The organism is Priestia flexa, from assembly GCF_021441905.1.
GTDB lineage: Bacteria > Bacillota > Bacilli > Bacillales > Bacillaceae_H > Priestia > Priestia flexa.
Genome location: NZ_CP090431.1, coordinates 1 through 18,684, shown reverse-complemented (window position 1 = coordinate 18,684; position 18,684 = coordinate 1). Strand labels below are relative to the sequence as shown.

Below are 18,684 nucleotides of genomic sequence, written 5' to 3'. Positions count from 1 at the left end.
TTACTTTACTTTATTTTTCGTTCGCAACATTCTTTTTCACTGCATCTACTGTTTTTAACGCTGTTGATAAATCATCATAGATGACGTTCCCAACAACTACCGTATCTGCTATTCTCCCCATTTCAGTAGCCTGCTCTTTCGTTCTAATACCGCCACCGTAGAAAAGCTTTGTATTAGTTAACGACTTTTTTACCTTTTCAACAATATCAGGATTCCCGTACGTACCGCTATACTCTAAGTAAAAGATTGGTAAATTAAACATTCTTTCTGCCATTTGCGCGTACGCTACAATATCATCAGCGTCTAGGTCTGTTTTCGCACTCGTTAAAGTTGCTACTTTGGCTTCTGAATTTAGCACGCAATATCCTTCTACAAAGATTTCATCCCAATCCATAATTTCTCCATACTCTTTCATTGCGTGATGGTGTAAACCAGAGATCCACTTTGGGTCACTGCTGTTCAATACGGTTGGAATAAAGTAAGAGTCAAAGCCAGGAGTAACTGATTCAATTGTCGATACTTCTAAAGCACACGGCACCGTATAGCGACGAATACGCATTAAAAGCTGCAGCACGTTATCTAACGTAATGCCGTCTGACCCACCCACTATTACCGCGTCTGTACCGGACTCGCATACTTTTTCTAATGCTTCATCTGAAATTTCTTTATTTGGATCTAATTTAAATACGTGTCTCCATTCTTTTACGTCGTACATTGTATGAACCTCCATCTATTTATCCCGCAGCTCTTCACTATGCATTAACTTAACGGACTACTTTCCATTTGTTCATTATAACAAAACTAAGATTGGGAAACGAAACGAAAACTAATCTTTTTTGTCCACATTAATCAAAGCGAAAAAAGCATTTTGTTATAATGGTTATTGTATCCCTGCATAGGATATGCTAATATATAGCTACAAAATTGTATAGCCATACTTTGAAGGATTAATAGTACTTAAACCCTCTGCAGTAGAATAGCGATTTAGGGATAGTGAAAGCCTAAAGCAAGATTTAAGGAAAAGGCAATCTGGAGTATATACATGTTTAAGGTGGATACAGTACGTATCAACCAGGGTGGAACCGCGGGAAAATCTCTCGTCCCTGGGCATATGCAAGCATATGCCCAGGGACGAGAGATTTTTTTTATTACATCATTTATTATTGGAGGAATTATTATGAAAAAATCAATGGATCAAATTGTATCTCACGCGAAGCATCGCGGCTTTGTTTTTCAAGGCTCTGAGATTTACGGCGGCTTAGCAAACACTTGGGATTACGGTCCACTTGGCGTAGAACTTAAAAATAATATCAAAAAAGCTTGGTGGAAGAAATTCATTCAGCAGTCTCCTTACAACGTAGGGTTAGATGCTGCTATTTTAATGAATCCAAAAACATGGGAAGCTTCTGGTCACTTAGGAAACTTCAACGATCCAATGATTGACTGTAAAGATTGTAAAGCGCGCCATCGTGCTGATAAATTAATTGAAGAAAAGCTTCAAGAAAAAGATATTGAAATGATTGTAGACGGTCTTTCTTTTGATGAAATGAAAAAGTTAATTGCAGAGCATGAAATCACTTGCCCAGAGTGTGGTTCCGCAAACTTCACAGAAATTCGTCAATTTAACCTAATGTTTAAAACACACCAAGGGGTAACAGAAAGCTCTACAAACGAAATCTACCTTCGTCCTGAAACAGCTCAAGGTATCTTTGTAAACTTTAAAAACGTTCAGCGCTCTATGCGTAAGAAACTTCCTTTTGGTATCGGACAAATTGGTAAAAGTTTCCGTAACGAAATTACGCCAGGTAACTTTACGTTCCGTACGCGTGAGTTTGAACAAATGGAGCTTGAGTTCTTCTGTAAACCAGGAACTGAACTAGAGTGGTTCGATTACTGGAAGAAAACATGTGAACAGTGGCTATTATCTCTAGGTATGAAAGAAGAGAACATTCGTCTTCGTGACCATGATTCAGATGAACTATCTCACTACAGTAACGCAACGACTGACTTTGAATACAAATTCCCATTTGGCTGGGGCGAACTATGGGGCGTAGCATCTCGTACAGACTATGATTTAAAACAACATATGGAGCACTCAGGTGAAGACTTCCAATACATCGATCAAGAAACAAACGAGCGTTACGTACCATACTGCATCGAGCCTTCTTTAGGCGCAGACCGCGTAACGTTAGCGTACATGATTGATGCATATGAAGAAGAGGAACTAGAAGACGGTTCATCTCGTACAGTAATGCGCCTACACCCTGCTTTAGCACCGGTAAAAGCTGCGGTATTACCGCTTTCCAAAAAGCTTTCAACTGAAGCTCAAGCCGTATTTGCTGAATTGGCAAACGACTTTATGGTTGACTACGATGACGCAGGTTCAATTGGTAAACGTTACCGTCGTCATGATGAGATTGGTACACCATTCTGTATCACATTTGACTTTGATTCATTAGAAGATAACCAAGTAACGGTTCGTGACCGCGACACAATGGAACAAAAACGTGTGCCAATTAGCGAGCTAAAATCCCTTCTAGAAGAAGCTGTTAAATTTTAATAAAGAAAAAGCGTGAGACGAATGTCTCACGCTTTTTCTTTATCATCTTGCAGGCGCTCTAATACCATTTGATACGCATCGCTACCATAGTTTAAGCAGCGTTTCACACGTGAAATTGTTGCCGTACTTGCACCTGTTTCCGTTTCAATCTTATGGTACGTATTTCCTTCACGAAGCATACGTGCTACTTCTAAGCGCTGTGCTAATGACTGAATTTCATTAACCGTACACAAATCATCAAAGAATTGATAGCACTCTTCTATATTTTCTAAAGATAAAATTGCTTCGAATAATTGATCTAATTCTTTGCCGCGAAGTTTGTTAATTTGCATGTGCTGAAAACTCCTTTACACTAAACTTTCTATTCATTATCATTTATTCATGTTGTGTTTCATAAACAAAATTCCTGTCTTTTAAACGCTCTATTACAAAATGCTTTTACACTTTTATATTTTAACGCATTATTGACGGAAAAAGTACCTTTTTATTCATTACGTCATAAATTCCTGCCGGTGTCACTCGAATATAAGGTAAATGAGTAGATGAGAAAAAAAGAAGTGAATAGATTGGGTCTTCATGCTGATAGCCTCTTACTCTTAGCTCTTGTTTTAAATGCTCTTCTTGCGTCATTAAGACTTCCATTTTTGCAGTTGACATGCTTCCATTTAGAGTAAGCGGAAGCTCTGCAACGATTTTTTCACCCTCTGCAAGAGCAATGCCTCCACCCATTTCTTTCATTTTATGATAGGCGTATAGCATATCCTTTTTCGATTTTCCAATAAGAATAAAATCTCCCGTACTAGAAAACGAACTTGCTAATCCTCTAACATGCGTCGCAAAACCTTTCAACAGCGTGTTAATTCGCCATTTACCGTAGCGATCAATGAGCATGAAGAAACATTCATCATGGTTTGTATCTAAGCACTCATCCCCTACATTTAGTTGAATTGAGTAAGGCTCCATAATAACTGCGTTTTTCATATAAACACCCATAGGCATTGAAAATTGAAAGTCATCCATTTTAAGATTCCAGTTACAATCAAGCGGTTGAAATTGATACGAAGCCCAAGGGAAATATGTTTCGTTTTCTTTCTGTTCTTCTCCATTCTTTAAAACCCATTTTCCGCTTGCGAGAACGCTTACTGGTGTTGGACTTTCAGGGCCAGCGAGTAGATTAAGATTAGCTATACATCCAACGCCAATATGACCATGTAAGTGTTCAATATTATAATACCGTGCAATATTCGTAGAAACCATTTTATAGGCATCAATGATTGGCACGTGATGTTCAAGTGCTACCTTCACTAGCATATCTGAAACTCCGTCTGTATAAAAAGATGGTGGGGAACCATCCGTATTCATAGTCAAATGTTCATAATAACTGAGGTCTTCTTCATGTAGTTCATCCAAAATTTTCGGAAGGTCGGGACGAATGGAAGAATAGCGTAGCGATACATCGTACCCTAATGACAGCCTTGAAAGAACATCTTTTCCACTCATAGCCTCGTGATCCGCATCTGCTCCAAGCAATTTCATCTTAACAAGCGTTCGTTCTGAAGCTCCTGGGAAATGTCCTTCAATATGCTTTCCTAGCCGCTTTGCTTCCTGGATCCAATGAAGCATAAGATCATCTCCATTTAGCAAACGAGGCCAGCTCGTAAGCTCTCCTCCTTGTAGGACTGCATCATGATTTAACCACTTTTTAATATGGGCGTGAGAGAAAATCTCTGCTTCGTTTTCAAATTTCGTTTGAGAATCAAAGCGACACCACCAGTACATCGAATATGGTAGCGTTTTCATTTCTTCGATTAATGAAAATGCTGTTTCTGTATCTACTTGCAGCATAAGCATTAAGTTATCGTTGATTAATGTGGTTGTGCCGTGCTTAGCCGCATACTGTGCAAAAGTATGGGGATTATATAATTGAAACGGATGCACATGAGGTTCAATATAGCCGGGCACAATGTATTGGTCGCGACAGTCAAACACTTCCGCAGATGAATCCAGCACAGCTGGCATTGCTTCACCAACGTACACAATGCGGTCGTTAGCAATCCAAATGTTAGCTTTCATCCATTTATTTAAACGAGCATTTAAGTAGGTTGTTCCTTTTAATACAATCGTCGGGGATGTTTGATCACTCACAACCGAAAGCTGATTTCGAATTTGTCTATTTCTCCAACGATACATTCCTATCGACATGCGCTGTGCCTCCTTTTGGTTATACTGAATAGATTCCATTTACAAAATAACTTTTATTAATTTATGAGAAAAGGTGATGAAACATGAGACCAAATATTGGAATCATTAATGCTTTAATTCGACTTACGGTTGGCTTTACCCTGCTTTCTTTGGCAACCTCTCGTTTAACAAGACGCCCTTACCGGGATTCTTATTTATGGTTAGCTTTTTTGGCAGCAATGAAAATTGGTGAAGGAATTACGCGCTTTTGCCCTTTAGTATTTGCTTATGACAAATACCAAGAAGACCAACATGACTACACAGAGCGCCCACCGATTAACCCAAGTTAAAATGACCTAAATAAAAAGAAGAGCGAATGCTCTTCTTTTAGTTCTTTGATGCTTTTTCAAGGGCACGATATCCAATATCTTTTCGATAGAAGAAACCTTTTGCTACATCAATATGATTCATTTGTTTGTATACTTCTTCTTGTGCTTGTGAAAGTGTATCTCCTTTAGCTCCTACTAAAAGAACACGTCCTCCATTTGATACGTATGTTTGGCCATCTAAAGCTGTTCCAGCATGGAAAACAAGCGCTTCTTTGTTGATCTTTTCTAAGCCGTAAATTGGATTTCCTTTTTCATAAGATTCAGGATAACCAGCAGCTGCTAACACAATCCCCATAACGGCTTGATTATCCCACTCAATTTCAACGTCTTCGTTGTTTAAAATGCGAAGTAAAACATCAACTAAATCGCTTTTCATTCGCGGTAATACAACCTGTGTTTCAGGGTCACCAAATCGAGCATTAAATTCAATAACCTTTGGACCTTGCGCTGTTTGAATGAGTCCAGCATATAAAATACCCGTATACTCACAGCCTTCTTCAGCTAACCCTTCTGCCATTGGTAATAAAATTGTTTGAACCGCTTTTTCTACTTCAGCCTCACTGATTTGAGGAACCGGAGAATAAGCACCCATTCCACCAGTATTCGGGCCTTTATCCCCGTCAAACGCACGCTTATGATCTTGTGCAATGACCATTGGATATACCTTTGTACCACGTACGAATGCCATTAATGAAAATTCTTCACCGTCTAAAAATTCCTCAACTACAACAGTGGCGCTAGCTTCCTGGAACTTTTGATCAACCAAGAAGTCATGAAGTGTTTCTACAGCTTCTTCAACAGTTAAAGCGACAGTTACCCCCTTACCAGCAGCTAAGCCATCTGCTTTAATAACAATGGGTGCACCTTGTTTTTCTACATACGCTTTTGCCTCTTCGTAAGACGTAAATGTTTCATATGCAGCGGTAGGAATCTCATACTTTTTCATTAATTCTTTCGCAAAGCTTTTGCTTCCTTCAATCATAGCTGCTTTTTTACGAGGCCCAAAAATCGGCAGACCCTCAGCCTCGAAGCGATCTACAACCCCTTCAATTAGAGGATTTTCAGGGCCTACAATTGTTAGTTTGATATCTCTTTGTTTTGCAAAAGCCACTAGCTCATCATGATTGCTTTCATCGATTGAGACAAGCGTTGCCACGTCACTCATACCTGGATTACCGGGAGCTACAAATACTTCATTTACAAGTGGGCTTTTGGACGCTTTCCATGCAATTGTATGTTCTCTTCCACCTTTTCCGATAACTAAAACATTCACGTTCTTCACCTCATTAATGTTTAAAATGTCTTAAGCCTGTAAATACCATTGTAATGCCGTACTCATCTGCTTTTGCAATCGACTCTTCATCACGAATTGAACCACCTGGTTGAATAATTGCTGTAACACCAGCTTTAGCTGCTGCTTCAACTGTATCTCCCATTGGGAAGAAAGCATCTGATCCTAAAGCTGATCCTTGTGCTTTTTCACCCGCTTGCTCAATCGCAATTTTCGCTGCCCCAACGCGGTTCATTTGTCCAGCGCCTACTCCGACTGTCATATCGTCTTTTGCAAGTACAATCGCATTTGACTTTACATTTTTCACAACTTTCCATGCTAATTTCAAATCTGCCCATTCTTTTTCTGTTGGCTCACGCTTTGTTGGAACAGAAACCGTAGCATCGTCAAAACCAAATACATCTTCGTCCTGAACAAGCACGCCGCCTTTTACAGATGTTAAGAAGGATTCTTTTTGTGCATTTTCATCAAGCTCTACTGTTAGTAGACGTAAATTTTTCTTCGCTGTTAATACATCAATTGCTTCCTGATCAAATGAAGGAGCAATAATGATTTCTAAGAAGATTTCTTTTAATTGAATAGCTGTTTCGCGATCAATTGGACGGTTTGCTGCTACAATACCACCGAATATTGATGTTGGATCTGCTTCGTAAGCTTTTTGATAAGCTTGAGCAATCGTTTCACCCACACCTACTCCACATGGGTTCATATGTTTGATGGCCACAACAGCTGGCTCCGAAAATTCTTTTACAATCTGAAGTGCTGCGTTCGCATCATTAATATTGTTATAAGATAACTCTTTTCCATGCAGCTGCTTAGCCGTTGCAATTGAACCTTTTTGCGTTAATGGTTTTTTATAGAAAGCCGCTTCCTGATGTGGATTTTCTCCGTAGCGTAATCCTTGAACACGCTCATACGTTACCGTTAGCTTTTCAGGCGTCTTTTCACCAGTAATATTTGTTAGGTATTCAGCAATTAACGCATCATAAGCTGCCGTATGACGGAATACTTTCGCTGCTAGGCGCTGGTTTGTTTCAAACGAAACGTTTCCATTTGATTTTAATTCTTCTACTACGGTCGCATAGTCAGTTGGATCGACAACAACTGATACCGAACGATAGTTTTTAGCAGCTGAACGAAGCATTGTTGGTCCACCAATATCAATGTTTTCAATTGCTTCAGCAAGCGTTACATCGTCTTTTTCAATTGTCTTTTTAAACGGGTATAAGTTTACAACTACAAAGTCGATTGGTGAGATATTGTGCTCTTTCATTTGTGCCTGGTGCTCTTCGTTATCGCGTAACGCTAATAAAGCGCCATGAACATTGGGATGTAGCGTTTTTAAACGGCCATCTAAAATCTCAGGAAAACCTGTTACTTCAGAGATACCAATTACATCAATGCCGTTTTCTTCTAGCGTACGCTTTGTACCGCCAGTCGAAATAATTTCCACTCCTAATTCCTTCAGTTCTTTAGCAAATGAAACAATACCTTCTTTGTCAGATACGCTAATAAGCGCGCGTTTTGCTGTCATTTTGTAAACTCCTCCTGATTCGATCTCTCTTTTTATAACTTTCTTACACTATCACTCTACCATAGTAAAGCATTAAAACTTTTTTGACAACCCAGTCTATTATTTAACCACAAGCTATTGAAACAGTTTGTTGAGTACTTGAGGATAAAACGTATGCTCAATCTCATGGATACGAGCTTCAACAGTCTCTCTTGTGTCTTCCTCATTTACACGAATTGCTTGCTGGTCAATAATCGGCCCCGTATCCATTCCTTCGTCTACAAAATGTACGGTAATACCAATAACCTTTACACCGGCATCAAATGCTTGCCCAATGGCATCCATGCCTGGGAACGCTGGTAATAATGAGGGGTGAATATTAACAATTCGATTTTTATATGGTTGAAGTAATGTTGGACCAACTAAGCGCATGTAACCTGCTAATACTAGAAAATCTATGCTATTAGCCTGTAATTCGTTTAGAATTGCTTGTTCATAAGCTGCTTTATCAGGAAAGTCTTTAGGTGAGCAAACAAAGCACGGAATACCACATGCTTTTGCTCGCTCGATTACATACGCTTCTGGCTTATTACAAACCACAAGCTTAATCGTCGCCTTTAATTGACCCGATTGCGTTGCTTCGTATAGAGATTGAAAGTTGCTGCCGTTTCCTGAAGCAAAGACTGCAATATTCATCATCCAAGCACGCCTCCACTAAACTCTACCCCATTGCCTTCTGTCACGCGTCCAATCACAAACGCTTTTTCCCCTTTGCTTTCAATCGCATTGATGACCGCGTTCATTTCTTCTGGCTCTACCGCTAATACAAACCCAATTCCCATATTAAAAACTTCAAACATTTCTTTACGCTCTAAGCCACCATACTCTTGAAGGAAATCAAAGATTTTTGGAATTGGCCAAGAACCGTAGTCAATTTCTACTCCTAAACCATCTGGAAGCATGCGAGGAATGTTTTCAATAAACCCTCCGCCTGTAATATGGGCCATGCCTGCTACTTTTGCTGCTTCTAACGCTTGAAGCACAGGCTTTACATAAATTTTAGTTGGTGTTAAAAGCTCAAGGCCAAGAGCTTGATCAAATCCTTCATATACCTTTTGAAGATCCAGCTTTTGATCATCAACGATTTTTCGAACCAGTGAATAGCCATTGCTATGAATGCCGCTTGATGAAATACCTACTAGTAGCTGTCCTGGCTTTACGTTCTCTCCAGTAATAATTTCCGATTTCTCAACCGCTCCAACTGTAAATCCAGCTAAGTCATATTCATCTTCCTCATATAACCCAGGCATTTCCGCTGTTTCACCGCCAATTAATGCACAATTTGACTGCTCGCATCCATCCGCAATTCCTTTTACAATTGCTTCGATTTTTTCAGGGACTGCTTTCCCACATGCAATATAATCCAGGAAATAAAGAGGCTCTGCACCTTGTACAACCACATCGTTTACACACATCGCTACAGCATCAATCCCGATAGTGTCGTGCTTATCCATTTGAAAAGCTAATTTTAATTTTGTACCAACACCGTCTGTTCCTGATACTAAAACAGGCTCTTTTAAGTTTAAGGAAGATAGATCAAACATTCCTCCAAATCCACCCACTGTGCCCATAATACCTTTACGCTCTGTTCGTGCAACGTGCTTTTTAATACGTGAAACGGCCTCGTAGCCTGCTTCTAAGTCAACTCCAGCTTGCTTATATGAATATGACATATTGTCACTCCTTTTTTACATTGAAACTAACAAGTTACTTTCTCATGTGGGTGTACGGTATCAGGATAAATTTCTGTTGGATATTTTCCTGTGAAACAAGCCATACACTGTCCACCATTTTCATAATCTCGACCGATTGCTTCAATTAATCCTTCATTGCTTAAGAACTCCAAAGAGTCCGCTTCAATTAATTCACAAATTTCTTGTACAGAGCGAGTTGCTGCAATTAGCTCGGATGAAGAAGATGTATCAATTCCATAGAAGCATGGATTTTTGATTGGAGGTGCACTAATACGAACGTGAACTTCTTTCGCTCCTGCTTCTCGTAGCATGCGAACGATACGGCGACTTGTCGTTCCTCGAACGATTGAGTCATCAACCATGACAACACGCTTACCTTCTACAATCTTACGCACCGGAGACAGCTTCATTTTCACGCCTTGTTCGCGCAGCTCCTGTGATGGTTGAATAAACGTACGGCCAACATAGCGATTCTTAATTAATCCTAACTCATACGGAATACCTGATTGCTCGGCAAATCCAATGGCCGCTGAAATACTAGAATCCGGAACACCAGTTACAACATCTGCTTCGATTGGAGATTCCATCGCTAGCTGTTTTCCTAGGTTTTTACGTGCTGAATGCACATTAATACCATCAATGTTACTGTCTGGACGTGAGAAATAAATGTATTCCATACTGCAAATTGCACGATTTACATTTAACGTAAAGCGCTCAGATTTTATTCCTTCATCATCAATAATTAACAATTCTCCAGGTTCTACATCACGTTCGTGAACTGCTCCTACAATATCAAATGCACATGTTTCTGATGCCACGACATAAGCATCTCCTAGACGACCAAGTGATAGTGGACGTAAGCCATTTGGATCTAAAGCAACCATCATGGCATCTTCAGTTAAAATAACAAACGCATACGCACCCTTTACCATGGAGAGTGCATTTTTTACTTTGTCTTTCATATCACTATAGCCACTACGCTTAATTAAATGTGCTAACACTTCTGTATCAGAGGTGGATTGAAAAATGCTGCCTTGATTTTCAAGTTGGTGCTTTAGCGCATTGGCATTTACTAAGTTACCGTTGTGAGCTAATGCAATGCTTCCGCTATGAGAGCGGAAGTGAAGGGGCTGAACGTTTTCAAACCCTCCACCTCCTGCTGTTGCATAGCGCACGTGACCGATTGCTGCTTTTCCTTGAAGCTGATCAAGCTCACCGTGGCCGAATACTTCATTTACAAGGCCAACGCCTTTTGCCACGCTGACTTTTTCTCCATTTGTAACGGCAATTCCAGCTCCTTCTTGACCGCGGTGCTGAAGGCTGTGAAGGCCATAGTAAGCGATTTGACTTGCATTTTCATGACCCCATATGCCGAATACGCCACATTCTTCGTTTAAACCTTTTATTTCAGCAAGCATGGAATAGCTCCTTTCCAAGCTTTCGTTAAGTCTTGAACAAATTGTTGTACAACTGCATTTCCTTCATGCTTAATTGTTAATTCTCCGTTTTCAGTTACGCGTCCCACTAGCTTAGCATCTGCAACAATACTCTCGAAAGCCTGTTGATTTTGTGGTGCTACTGTCACAATAAAGCGTGATTGTGTTTCACTAAATAACTCTGCTGTTACGTCACCGTTCACCGTAACTTCTACTCCAAGCCCGCTACCATTCATTACTTTCTCTGCTAGGGCTACCGCAAAACCACCTTCTGCAATATCATGTGCAGATTGTACAGTTCCTTGACGGATTGCTTGAAGAAGCTGATCTTGACGTGCTTTTTCTACTGATAAGTCTAGAGCAGGCGATTGGCCAAATACCTTACCGCTTTCAATTACTTTTTGAAGCTCAGTCCCAGCAAATTCTGCTTTCGCTTCGCCAATTACATAAATTAAGTCTTCTGCTTGTTTGGCATACTGAGTTGTAATATGCTTCACATCGTCAATTAGTCCAACCATTCCAATAACAGGTGTTGGATAAATTGCTTCACCTTTTGTTTCGTTATAAAGAGACACGTTACCACCGATTACTGGTGTTGAAAGCTGACGGCAAGCGTCGCTCATTCCGTCCGTTGCTTTTTCAATTTGCCAGAAAATTTCCGGCTTTTCTGGATTTCCAAAGTTTAAGCAGTCGGTAATTGCTAAAGGCTGTGCACCTGAACATACAAGATTACGAGCTGCTTCGGCTACGGCAATGCGTCCACCTACTTCAGGATCTAGATAAAGATAGCGAGAGTTACAGTCGGTTGTCATTGCTAATGCTTTATTTGTATCTCGCACGCGTACAACGGCTGCATCAGAACCAGGTGATACAACTGTATTTGTACGCACTTGATAGTCATATTGATTATAAACCCACTCTTTGTTTGCAATCGTTGGTTGTTGTAAAAGCTTCACTAGCATATCACTATGATTGTCTACTGTTGGTGCGTAAGCAGGTTGAGCCTGAAACTCACGGTAATAAGCTGGCTCTGCTGATGGTTTGTGATACACAGGTGCATCTTCTGCTAACGCATCAACTGGCACATCCGCTACCACTTCACCTTTATGAGTTAAACGAAGGCGTTTGTCATCTGTTACGTGACCAACTGATACTGCTTCTAAACCGTAGCGCTCTACGATATCTACAATCTCTTGCTCACGGCCTTTTTCAACAACGATTAGCATACGTTCTTGTGATTCAGAAAGCATCATCTCGTAAGGAGTCATACCTGTTTCACGCTGAGGTACAAGATCAAGATTCATTTCGATACCAGAACCTGCTTTACTCGCCATCTCTGCTGATGAACTCGTTAAACCAGCCGCTCCCATATCTTGAATACCAACTAATGCATCACATTTAATTAACTCTAAGCATGCTTCAAGAAGAAGCTTTTCCATAAATGGATCTCCCACTTGAACTGCTGGACGTTTTTCATCTGATTGATCTGAAAGTTCCTCTGATGCAAATGTTGCTCCATGGATACCATCGCGGCCCGTTTTAGCACCGACATACATCACCGTATTGCCAACACCTTTTGCTTGGCCTTTTTGGATGTCTTCGTGGTTAATTAAACCTACACACATTGCATTAACTAATGGGTTTCCTTCATAAGAGTCTTCAAACTGAATCTCTCCACCCACTGTTGGGATCCCAACGCAGTTACCGTAACCTGCAATCCCTGCTACTACTTCCTCAAACAAATGACGAACTTTTGGAGACGTCAGCTCTCCGAATCGTAAAGAGTTTAACAGCGCAATTGGTCTTGCTCCCATTGAAAAGACGTCACGGATAATTCCACCTACACCAGTTGCTGCTCCTTGGTAAGGTTCAATGGCTGATGGATGATTGTGACTTTCAATTTTAAATACAACTGCTTGATTATCGCCGATATCAACAATCCCTGCGCCTTCACCTGGTCCTTGAAGTACCTTTTCACCAGTAACAGGGAATTTCTTCAAAACAGGCTTAGAGTTTTTGTAGCTGCAGTGCTCTGACCACATAACAGAGAATAACCCTGTTTCTGTGTAGTTAGGCGTACGACCTAATAATTGCTCTACATTTGCAAACTCTTCATCTGTTAATCCCATATCTCGATATAGCTTTTGCTCTTTAATTTGCTCTACATTTGGTTCAAGAAGTAACGACATTTTGTTCCCTCCACTGCTTTACGATTGATTGAAATAATTTTAGTCCATCTGCGCTACCTAGAATATCACTAACTGCTCTTTCTGGGTGGGGCATCATTCCTAATACATTTCCTGCTTCATTTGAAATTCCTGCGATGTTTTGAAGACTTCCATTTGGGTTATCTTCGTATTGGAAAAGGATTTGATTGTTTTCAACCAATTGTTGTAACGTTTGTTCATCGCAATAGTAATTACCTTCACCATGTGCTACTGGAATTGCAATGATTTCGTCTTTGCCATAAGCATTTGTAAACATAGTTTCATTGTTAGCTACTTTTAAGTTAACTGTTTTACAGATAAATTTTAAATTTTCATTGCGACGCATAGCTCCTGGTAAAAGACCTGCTTCTAAAAGAATTTGGAACCCGTTGCAAACGCCTAATACAGGTTTTCCAGCCGCTGCTGCCTTTTTCACTTCATCCATTACGTTCGAAAAGCGTGCAATTGCACCTGAACGTAAGTAATCTCCGTATGAGAAGCCACCTGGTAACAGGATACCGTCATATTCGTCTAAAGACTTAGCATCGTGCCAAACATATTCTACTTCCTCACCAAGTTCATCTTTAATTGCATGATACATATCTACGTCACAGTTTGATCCTGGGAACACAATTACAGCAAATTTCACTGTACGACAACCTCCTCAACCTCGTAACGATAGTCTTCAATTACTGTATTCACTAAAAGCTTTTCACACATTTCTTTCACTCGCTCATCCAATGCATCTGTGCTATCAATTGTTAGCTCTAAGAACTTACCGATACGAACTTCTTGTACTTCTTCATAAGACATACGGTGTAATGAATTTTTAACGGCTACGCCTTGTGGATCTAGTACGCTTTCTCTTAATGTGACAAATACTTTTACTTTATACATGGTTGGGTTATCCTCCGATTCGCTGTAAGATTTTTTCGTATGCTTCTGTTAAACCGCCTAAATCTCTGCGGAAAACATCTTTATCTAATTTTTCGTTTGTATGAACATCCCAGAAACGGCAAGTGTCAGGTGAAATTTCATCAGCCAAGATGATATCTCCTTGAGACGTACGACCAAACTCTAATTTAAAATCAACTAAGAAAATGTCTCTCTCTTTAAAGAAAGAAGATAATACTTTATTAATTTGAAGTGCTTGTGCTTTTAAGCTATCAATCTCTTCTTGAGTTGCAGCTTGTAGGAAAATGGCATGTTCGTCAAGGATTAACGGGTCTCCTAACGCATCATCTTTGTAATAAAGCTCTACAATTGGATTTTCAAATCGAATACCTTCTTCAACCCCAATGCGCTTAGCTAAACTACCGGCTGTTGCGTTTCGAACCACTACTTCAAGCGGAACGATTTCAACCTGCTTCACTGCTTGCTCATAGTCAGATAGTTGTTTTACAAAATGTGTCTGAATTCCTTTTTCATGAAGCATTGAAAATAGCAAACTACTAATTTGGTTATTTAACTTTGCTTTTCCTTCAATCTCAGCTTTCTTTTCACCATTAAATGCTGTTGCTTCATTTTTGTAAGCAACCCACAGTACATCTTGTTCATTTGTTGCATAAATCTTCTTTGCTTTTCCTTCGTAAAGTAGCCCTTGCTTTTCCATGCTGACACCTCTATATCCAGAATATTCTGATACCCATTTTTGCAGAAAGGCAAGGACTTACCTTGCCTTTTTTATTAAAGACCTAAACGTTCAAAAATCATATCTACACTTTTCAGATGATGCGTATGATCGAAGCAGTCATCAATTTCTTCTGCTGTTAAATGTTTTGTAATGCGCTCTTCTCCTTCGATTAGAGAGCGGAACGGGACTTGTGTTTCCCAAGCTTCCATCGCTTTAGGCTGAACTAGATCATATGCTTCTTCACGAACCATACCTTTGTTAATTAACGTTAGTAACACGCGCTGTGAATAAATTAAGCCGAGCGTACGATCCATATTGCGCTTCATGTTGTCTGGGAATACCGTTAAGTTTTTCACGATGTTTGCAAAACGATTTAACATGTAGTTCAGTGCAATTGTTGCATCTGGTAAGATAACGCGCTCTGCAGAAGAATGTGAGATATCACGTTCGTGCCAAAGTGGTACGTTATCATAAGCTGTTACCATGTATCCTCGAATTAGTCGTGCTAACCCCGTCACGTTTTCTGAACCAATTGGGTTACGCTTATGCGGCATAGCTGATGATCCCTTTTGACCTTTTGCGAAGTATTCTTCTACTTCACGTGTTTCACTCTTCTGAAGGCCACGAACTTCTACTGCAAACTTCTCAATTGAAGTTGCAATTAACGCTAGTACGGACATATAGTGTGCGTGACGATCACGTTGTAGAGTTTGTGTAGAGATAGGAGCTGGCGAAATACCAAGTTTTTCACATACATACTTTTCAACAAACGGGTCGATGTTAGCAAACGTTCCAACTGCTCCAGACATTTTCCCAAACTCTACTTCAGCAGCTGCTCGCTTCAAACGCTCTAAGTTACGCTTCATTTCTTCGTACCATAACCCCATCTTTAAGCCAAATGTTGTTGGCTCTGCGTGGACACCGTGCGTACGACCCATCATAACCGTATATTTATGTTCTTGTGCTTTTTCTTTTAATACCTCAATAAAGCGCTCAACGTCGTTTACTAAAATATCGTTTGCTTGTTTAAGTAGGTAAGATAAAGCTGTGTCCACAACATCTGTAGAAGTTAAACCATAGTGTACCCACTTACGCTCTTCGCCAAGTGTTTCTGATACCGCACGAGTAAACGCAACAACGTCATGTCGTGTTTCAAGTTCAATTTCATTGATTCGATTAATATCAAAAGATGCATTTTCACGAATTAGCTTTACATCTTCTTTTGGAATGTGTCCTAATTCAGACCATGCTTCACAAGCTAAAATTTCAACTTCTAGCCAAGCTTTAAATTTATTCTCTTCAGTCCAAATTGCTGCCATCTCTGGTCTTGTATAACGTTCAATCATGTTGTTAATTCCTCCGTTCTTTCCCATATTCCCAATGATTCGGCTTTTTCTACCGCCTCATCTATCTTATCAGCTAATACAGTAATATGTCCCATTTTTCGTTTATGTTTCGGAACTTTTTTTCCGTACAAATGAAGGTGCATATCGTCTAAATATTCGATTTTTGCCATCGTTTCTTCAATATGCTCTCCTAATAGGTTAACCATAACAGCAGGTTTTAACAATGTTGATTGAACTAGCGGCCAGTTACAAATCGCTCGAACGTGCTGCTGAAATTGCGATAAGCTGCAAGCATTGATTGAATAATGTCCTGAATTATGTGGTCTTGGTGCTAATTCATTAATATAGAGATTGCCTTCTTTTGTTAAGAACATCTCAACAGCAAGAGTCCCAACTAAGTTTAGGCCTTTTGCAATTTCTTTTGCATATTCAATTGCCGTTTGCTCTTGGCTAGCTGTAATACGTGCTGGCACAATGGTTTGGTGTAAAATATGATCTTTATGAATGTTCTCAGCAACTGGTAAGCATACAATGTCGCCTCTCATATTTCGGTGAACGATTACAGAAACTTCTTTATCTAAGTTCATCCATTGTTCTACGATACATTCAGACTGTGATAATAATCCTTCTGCTTCAACTACGTCATGGCTGCTTTTTAAAAGAACTTGCCCTTTGCCGTCATAGCCTCCTCTACACGTTTTTACTACGCAAGGATAGCTAATCGTCTCCACAGCCTTTAACAGCTCTTCTTTATTCTTCACAATGGCATACTGAGGTACGTTTAGATTTAGATTAGTAATCATTTCTTTTTCTAAACGACGATTTTGAGTAACTGCTAATAAATGACTTCCTTGTGGCACATAACATTTCGTTTCTAACCACTTCATCATCTCAACATCAACGTTCTCAAATTCATATGTGATTACATCTGAAACTTCTGCAAGTCGTTCAATTGCCTTTCGATCGTCATAGGCACCAATCACTTTAATATCAGCTACTTGACCACATGGAGAGTCTTCTGTAGGTTCTAAAACAGCTATATAGTAACCCATTTCCTTAGCAGCTAGGGCAATCATTCTCCCTAGCTGGCCTCCGCCAACAATCCCTATTGTTTTTCCTGGACGTATAAGAACATTAGACAAGTTGATCACTACTTTCTAATACGGATAATCGAATTGATTCTCTTCTCTCATCTAGCTGTTTACTAATGCCCGAATCTGATGTACCTAAAATTTGAGCTGCAAGCAAGCCTGCATTTGTTGCTCCTGCTTTGCCGATTGCTACTGTTGCGACCGGAACACCTCCGGGCATTTGAACGATGGACAGCAATGAATCTAAGCCATTCAAGTTACTTGATTTAACCGGTACACCAATCACAGGCAATACTGTTTTTGCAGCAATCATACCTGGTAAATGTGCTGCTCCCCCTGCTCCTGCGATAATAACTTGAATTCCTCTTTCCTTTGCTGTTTCGGCGTATTCAAACATATAATCTGGAGTTCTATGTGCCGATACAACTTTCTTTTCGTAAGCAATATCTAATTCTTCTAAGATGTCACAAGCATGTTGCATTGTAGACCAATCTGACTGACTTCCCATGACAACAGCAACTTTTACATTCATAGATAAAAGCTCCTTTTTTAATTTATAAAAAAGCCTAGAATGATGTGATTTCCAAAAGGAAAGTCACAATCACTCTAGGCTTTATTAATTCGTACCTTTACTATAAGTTGCAGGATACGAATAGTTAATCCTAATTGATTGTTCTTTCCTCATAGTCCAATAATTTACGGTTATTGGGTAGAAACTCTCAGGCCATATTCCTGAATATTATATGAGGTTTCGTTTCTCTTATTTGCAACTTAATGATAACAGCCAACCATGAAAAAAGTCAACTCAAAAATCGAATATTTAACTTTTAATTTTTAATAATGTTCGTGTTTAAAGTGATTTTCCTTCAAATATGATTTGTTGCTTTACAGGAACATGCTCTTTAACCCCATTCTTGACCGTTTCTTCAAAGATAGGCTTTTCTATTCTTCTCACAGGCATATAGCCATCTTTTTTCATACGATCTAAACAATCAGCAATCGTTTCATTTTCACCTACTTCATACATAGCTTTTTTCTTTTTCTTCTCACTCATAGTAAAATCTCCTTTTTATTCGAGAATATAGAAAAAAGGCTAGTCAAATGACTAGCCTTTTTTCGCTGTTGCCTGGCAACGTCCTACTCTCACAGGGACAAAGTCCCAACTACCATCGGCGCTAGAGAACTTAACTTCCGTGTTCGGCATGGGAACGGGTGTGACCTCTCTGCTATCGCCACCAGACATGTTTTGAGATTATTCTCTCAAAACTAGATAACATTTCGCT

At 39.7% G+C, this 18,684-nt stretch carries 18 protein-coding genes, 1 rRNA gene and 1 riboswitch; of the genes, 2 read left to right on the top strand and 17 right to left on the bottom strand.

The features are described from left to right. Positions 1-10 precede the first annotated feature (10 nt). Positions 11-715 (bottom strand): heptaprenylglyceryl phosphate synthase, encoded by a 705-nt coding sequence (gene pcrB / locus LZP85_RS00095; protein ID WP_206782803.1) that lies wholly within the window; start codon positions 713-715, stop codon positions 11-13. 462 nt (positions 716-1,177) lie between these two features. On the opposite strand from pcrB, the gene LZP85_RS00090 reads away from it, so the two are divergent. Continuing rightward, the gene (locus LZP85_RS00090) at positions 1,178-2,560 is read left to right on the top strand and encodes a glycine--tRNA ligase (RefSeq protein ID WP_206782882.1); all 1,383 of its coding nucleotides are present in this window, start codon (positions 1,178-1,180) and stop codon (positions 2,558-2,560) included. Positions 2,561-2,586: 26 nt separating this feature from the next. Here the strand turns inward: LZP85_RS00090 and LZP85_RS00085 are convergent, their stop codons facing one another. After that, a complete protein-coding gene (locus LZP85_RS00085; RefSeq protein ID WP_025909065.1) occupies positions 2,587-2,892 on the bottom strand; it encodes a YerC/YecD family TrpR-related protein in 306 nt (101 codons plus the stop codon). A gap of 121 nt (positions 2,893-3,013) precedes the next feature. Beyond that, positions 3,014-4,762, bottom strand: coding sequence for an adenine deaminase C-terminal domain-containing protein (locus LZP85_RS00080; RefSeq protein WP_119543200.1), 1,749 nt, complete (start codon positions 4,760-4,762; stop codon positions 3,014-3,016). A gap of 83 nt (positions 4,763-4,845) precedes the next feature. Between LZP85_RS00080 and LZP85_RS00075 the strand changes: the two genes are divergently transcribed. Continuing rightward, positions 4,846-5,091, top strand: a complete 246-nt coding sequence (locus tag LZP85_RS00075) for a YgaP family membrane protein (RefSeq protein WP_025909067.1) — start codon at positions 4,846-4,848, stop codon at positions 5,089-5,091. Between the two features lie 37 nt (positions 5,092-5,128). Here the strand turns inward: LZP85_RS00075 and purD are convergent, their stop codons facing one another. The 14 genes from purD to rrf all read right to left on the bottom strand — a co-directional run bounded on the left by purD (position 5,129) and on the right by rrf (position 18,641). Then, a complete protein-coding gene (purD, locus tag LZP85_RS00070) occupies positions 5,129-6,403 on the bottom strand; it encodes a phosphoribosylamine--glycine ligase (RefSeq protein ID WP_025909068.1) in 1,275 nt (424 codons plus the stop codon). A gap of 13 nt (positions 6,404-6,416) precedes the next feature. Further along, positions 6,417-7,955, bottom strand: a complete 1,539-nt coding sequence (purH, locus tag LZP85_RS00065) for a bifunctional phosphoribosylaminoimidazolecarboxamide formyltransferase/IMP cyclohydrolase (protein ID WP_206783193.1) — start codon at positions 7,953-7,955, stop codon at positions 6,417-6,419. Positions 7,956-8,069: 114 nt separating this feature from the next. After that, the gene (gene purN / locus LZP85_RS00060; protein ID WP_226639377.1) at positions 8,070-8,633 is read right to left on the bottom strand and encodes a phosphoribosylglycinamide formyltransferase; all 564 of its coding nucleotides are present in this window, start codon (positions 8,631-8,633) and stop codon (positions 8,070-8,072) included. Next, entirely contained in the window at positions 8,630-9,667 is a 1,038-nt protein-coding gene (purM, locus tag LZP85_RS00055) for a phosphoribosylformylglycinamidine cyclo-ligase (RefSeq protein WP_025909071.1), read from the bottom strand. Before purM ends, purN begins: the two co-directional genes overlap by 4 nt. A 26-nt stretch (positions 9,668-9,693) precedes the next feature. Continuing rightward, on the bottom strand, positions 9,694-11,106 hold the full coding sequence (gene purF, locus LZP85_RS00050) for an amidophosphoribosyltransferase (RefSeq protein WP_078990463.1): 1,413 nt from the start codon (positions 11,104-11,106) through the stop codon (positions 9,694-9,696). Beyond that, on the bottom strand, positions 11,091-13,313 hold the full coding sequence (purL, locus tag LZP85_RS00045) for a phosphoribosylformylglycinamidine synthase subunit PurL (RefSeq protein WP_119543202.1): 2,223 nt from the start codon (positions 13,311-13,313) through the stop codon (positions 11,091-11,093). The genes purF and purL overlap by 16 nt, the downstream gene beginning before the upstream one ends. Then, positions 13,297-13,980 carry a phosphoribosylformylglycinamidine synthase subunit PurQ gene (gene purQ, locus LZP85_RS00040; RefSeq protein ID WP_076513836.1) on the bottom strand — a complete coding sequence of 228 codons (684 nt, stop codon included), beginning with the start codon at positions 13,978-13,980 and terminating at the stop codon, positions 13,297-13,299. The genes purL and purQ overlap by 17 nt, the downstream gene beginning before the upstream one ends. After that, positions 13,977-14,228: a phosphoribosylformylglycinamidine synthase subunit PurS gene (gene purS, locus LZP85_RS00035; protein ID WP_025909075.1), complete on the bottom strand. Its 252-nt coding sequence runs from the start codon at positions 14,226-14,228 to the stop codon at positions 13,977-13,979. The genes purQ and purS overlap by 4 nt, the downstream gene beginning before the upstream one ends. A gap of 7 nt (positions 14,229-14,235) precedes the next feature. Next, complete coding sequence (gene purC / locus LZP85_RS00030) at positions 14,236-14,943, bottom strand: phosphoribosylaminoimidazolesuccinocarboxamide synthase (protein ID WP_025909076.1); 708 nt, start codon at positions 14,941-14,943, stop codon at positions 14,236-14,238. A 74-nt stretch (positions 14,944-15,017) separates the two neighbouring features. Beyond that, positions 15,018-16,310, bottom strand: coding sequence for an adenylosuccinate lyase (gene purB, locus LZP85_RS00025; RefSeq protein WP_025909077.1), 1,293 nt, complete (start codon positions 16,308-16,310; stop codon positions 15,018-15,020). Beyond that, the gene (gene purK / locus LZP85_RS00020) at positions 16,307-17,452 is read right to left on the bottom strand and encodes a 5-(carboxyamino)imidazole ribonucleotide synthase (RefSeq protein WP_119543203.1); all 1,146 of its coding nucleotides are present in this window, start codon (positions 17,450-17,452) and stop codon (positions 16,307-16,309) included. Before purK ends, purB begins: the two co-directional genes overlap by 4 nt. Further along, positions 17,445-17,933 carry a 5-(carboxyamino)imidazole ribonucleotide mutase gene (purE, locus tag LZP85_RS00015; protein WP_025909079.1) on the bottom strand — a complete coding sequence of 163 codons (489 nt, stop codon included), beginning with the start codon at positions 17,931-17,933 and terminating at the stop codon, positions 17,445-17,447. Before purE ends, purK begins: the two co-directional genes overlap by 8 nt. Before the next feature lie 132 nt (positions 17,934-18,065). Beyond that, positions 18,066-18,168, bottom strand: a riboswitch (purine riboswitch). Between the two features lie 83 nt (positions 18,169-18,251). Continuing rightward, complete coding sequence (locus LZP85_RS00010) at positions 18,252-18,455, bottom strand: NETI motif-containing protein (protein ID WP_025909080.1); 204 nt, start codon at positions 18,453-18,455, stop codon at positions 18,252-18,254. A 70-nt stretch (positions 18,456-18,525) separates the two neighbouring features. After that, a 5S ribosomal RNA gene (rrf, locus tag LZP85_RS00005) occupies positions 18,526-18,641 on the bottom strand. Positions 18,642-18,684: the final 43 nt, after the last annotated feature.

Bases quoted from the DNA above. Each gene is read 5' to 3' on its own strand.
- pcrB (WP_206782803.1), bottom strand. From the start codon at position 715: ATGTACGACGTAAAAGAATGGAGACACGTATTTAAATTAGATCCAAAT.
- LZP85_RS00090 (WP_206782882.1), top strand. From the start codon at position 1,178: ATGAAAAAATCAATGGATCAAATTGTATCTCACGCGAAGCATCGCGGC.
- LZP85_RS00085 (WP_025909065.1), bottom strand. From the start codon at position 2,892: ATGCAAATTAACAAACTTCGCGGCAAAGAATTAGATCAATTATTCGAA.
- LZP85_RS00080 (WP_119543200.1), bottom strand. From the start codon at position 4,762: ATGTCGATAGGAATGTATCGTTGGAGAAATAGACAAATTCGAAATCAG.
- LZP85_RS00075 (WP_025909067.1), top strand. From the start codon at position 4,846: ATGAGACCAAATATTGGAATCATTAATGCTTTAATTCGACTTACGGTT.
- purH (WP_206783193.1), bottom strand. From the start codon at position 7,955: ATGACAGCAAAACGCGCGCTTATTAGCGTATCTGACAAAGAAGGTATT.
- purN (WP_226639377.1), bottom strand. From the start codon at position 8,633: ATGATGAATATTGCAGTCTTTGCTTCAGGAAACGGCAGCAACTTTCAA.
- purM (WP_025909071.1), bottom strand. From the start codon at position 9,667: ATGTCATATTCATATAAGCAAGCTGGAGTTGACTTAGAAGCAGGCTAC.
- purF (WP_078990463.1), bottom strand. From the start codon at position 11,106: ATGCTTGCTGAAATAAAAGGTTTAAACGAAGAATGTGGCGTATTCGGC.
- purL (WP_119543202.1), bottom strand. From the start codon at position 13,313: ATGTCGTTACTTCTTGAACCAAATGTAGAGCAAATTAAAGAGCAAAAG.
- purS (WP_025909075.1), bottom strand. From the start codon at position 14,228: ATGTATAAAGTAAAAGTATTTGTCACATTAAGAGAAAGCGTACTAGAT.
- purC (WP_025909076.1), bottom strand. From the start codon at position 14,943: ATGGAAAAGCAAGGGCTACTTTACGAAGGAAAAGCAAAGAAGATTTAT.
- purB (WP_025909077.1), bottom strand. From the start codon at position 16,310: ATGATTGAACGTTATACAAGACCAGAGATGGCAGCAATTTGGACTGAA.
- purE (WP_025909079.1), bottom strand. From the start codon at position 17,933: ATGAATGTAAAAGTTGCTGTTGTCATGGGAAGTCAGTCAGATTGGTCT.
- LZP85_RS00010 (WP_025909080.1), bottom strand. From the start codon at position 18,455: ATGAGTGAGAAGAAAAAGAAAAAAGCTATGTATGAAGTAGGTGAAAAT.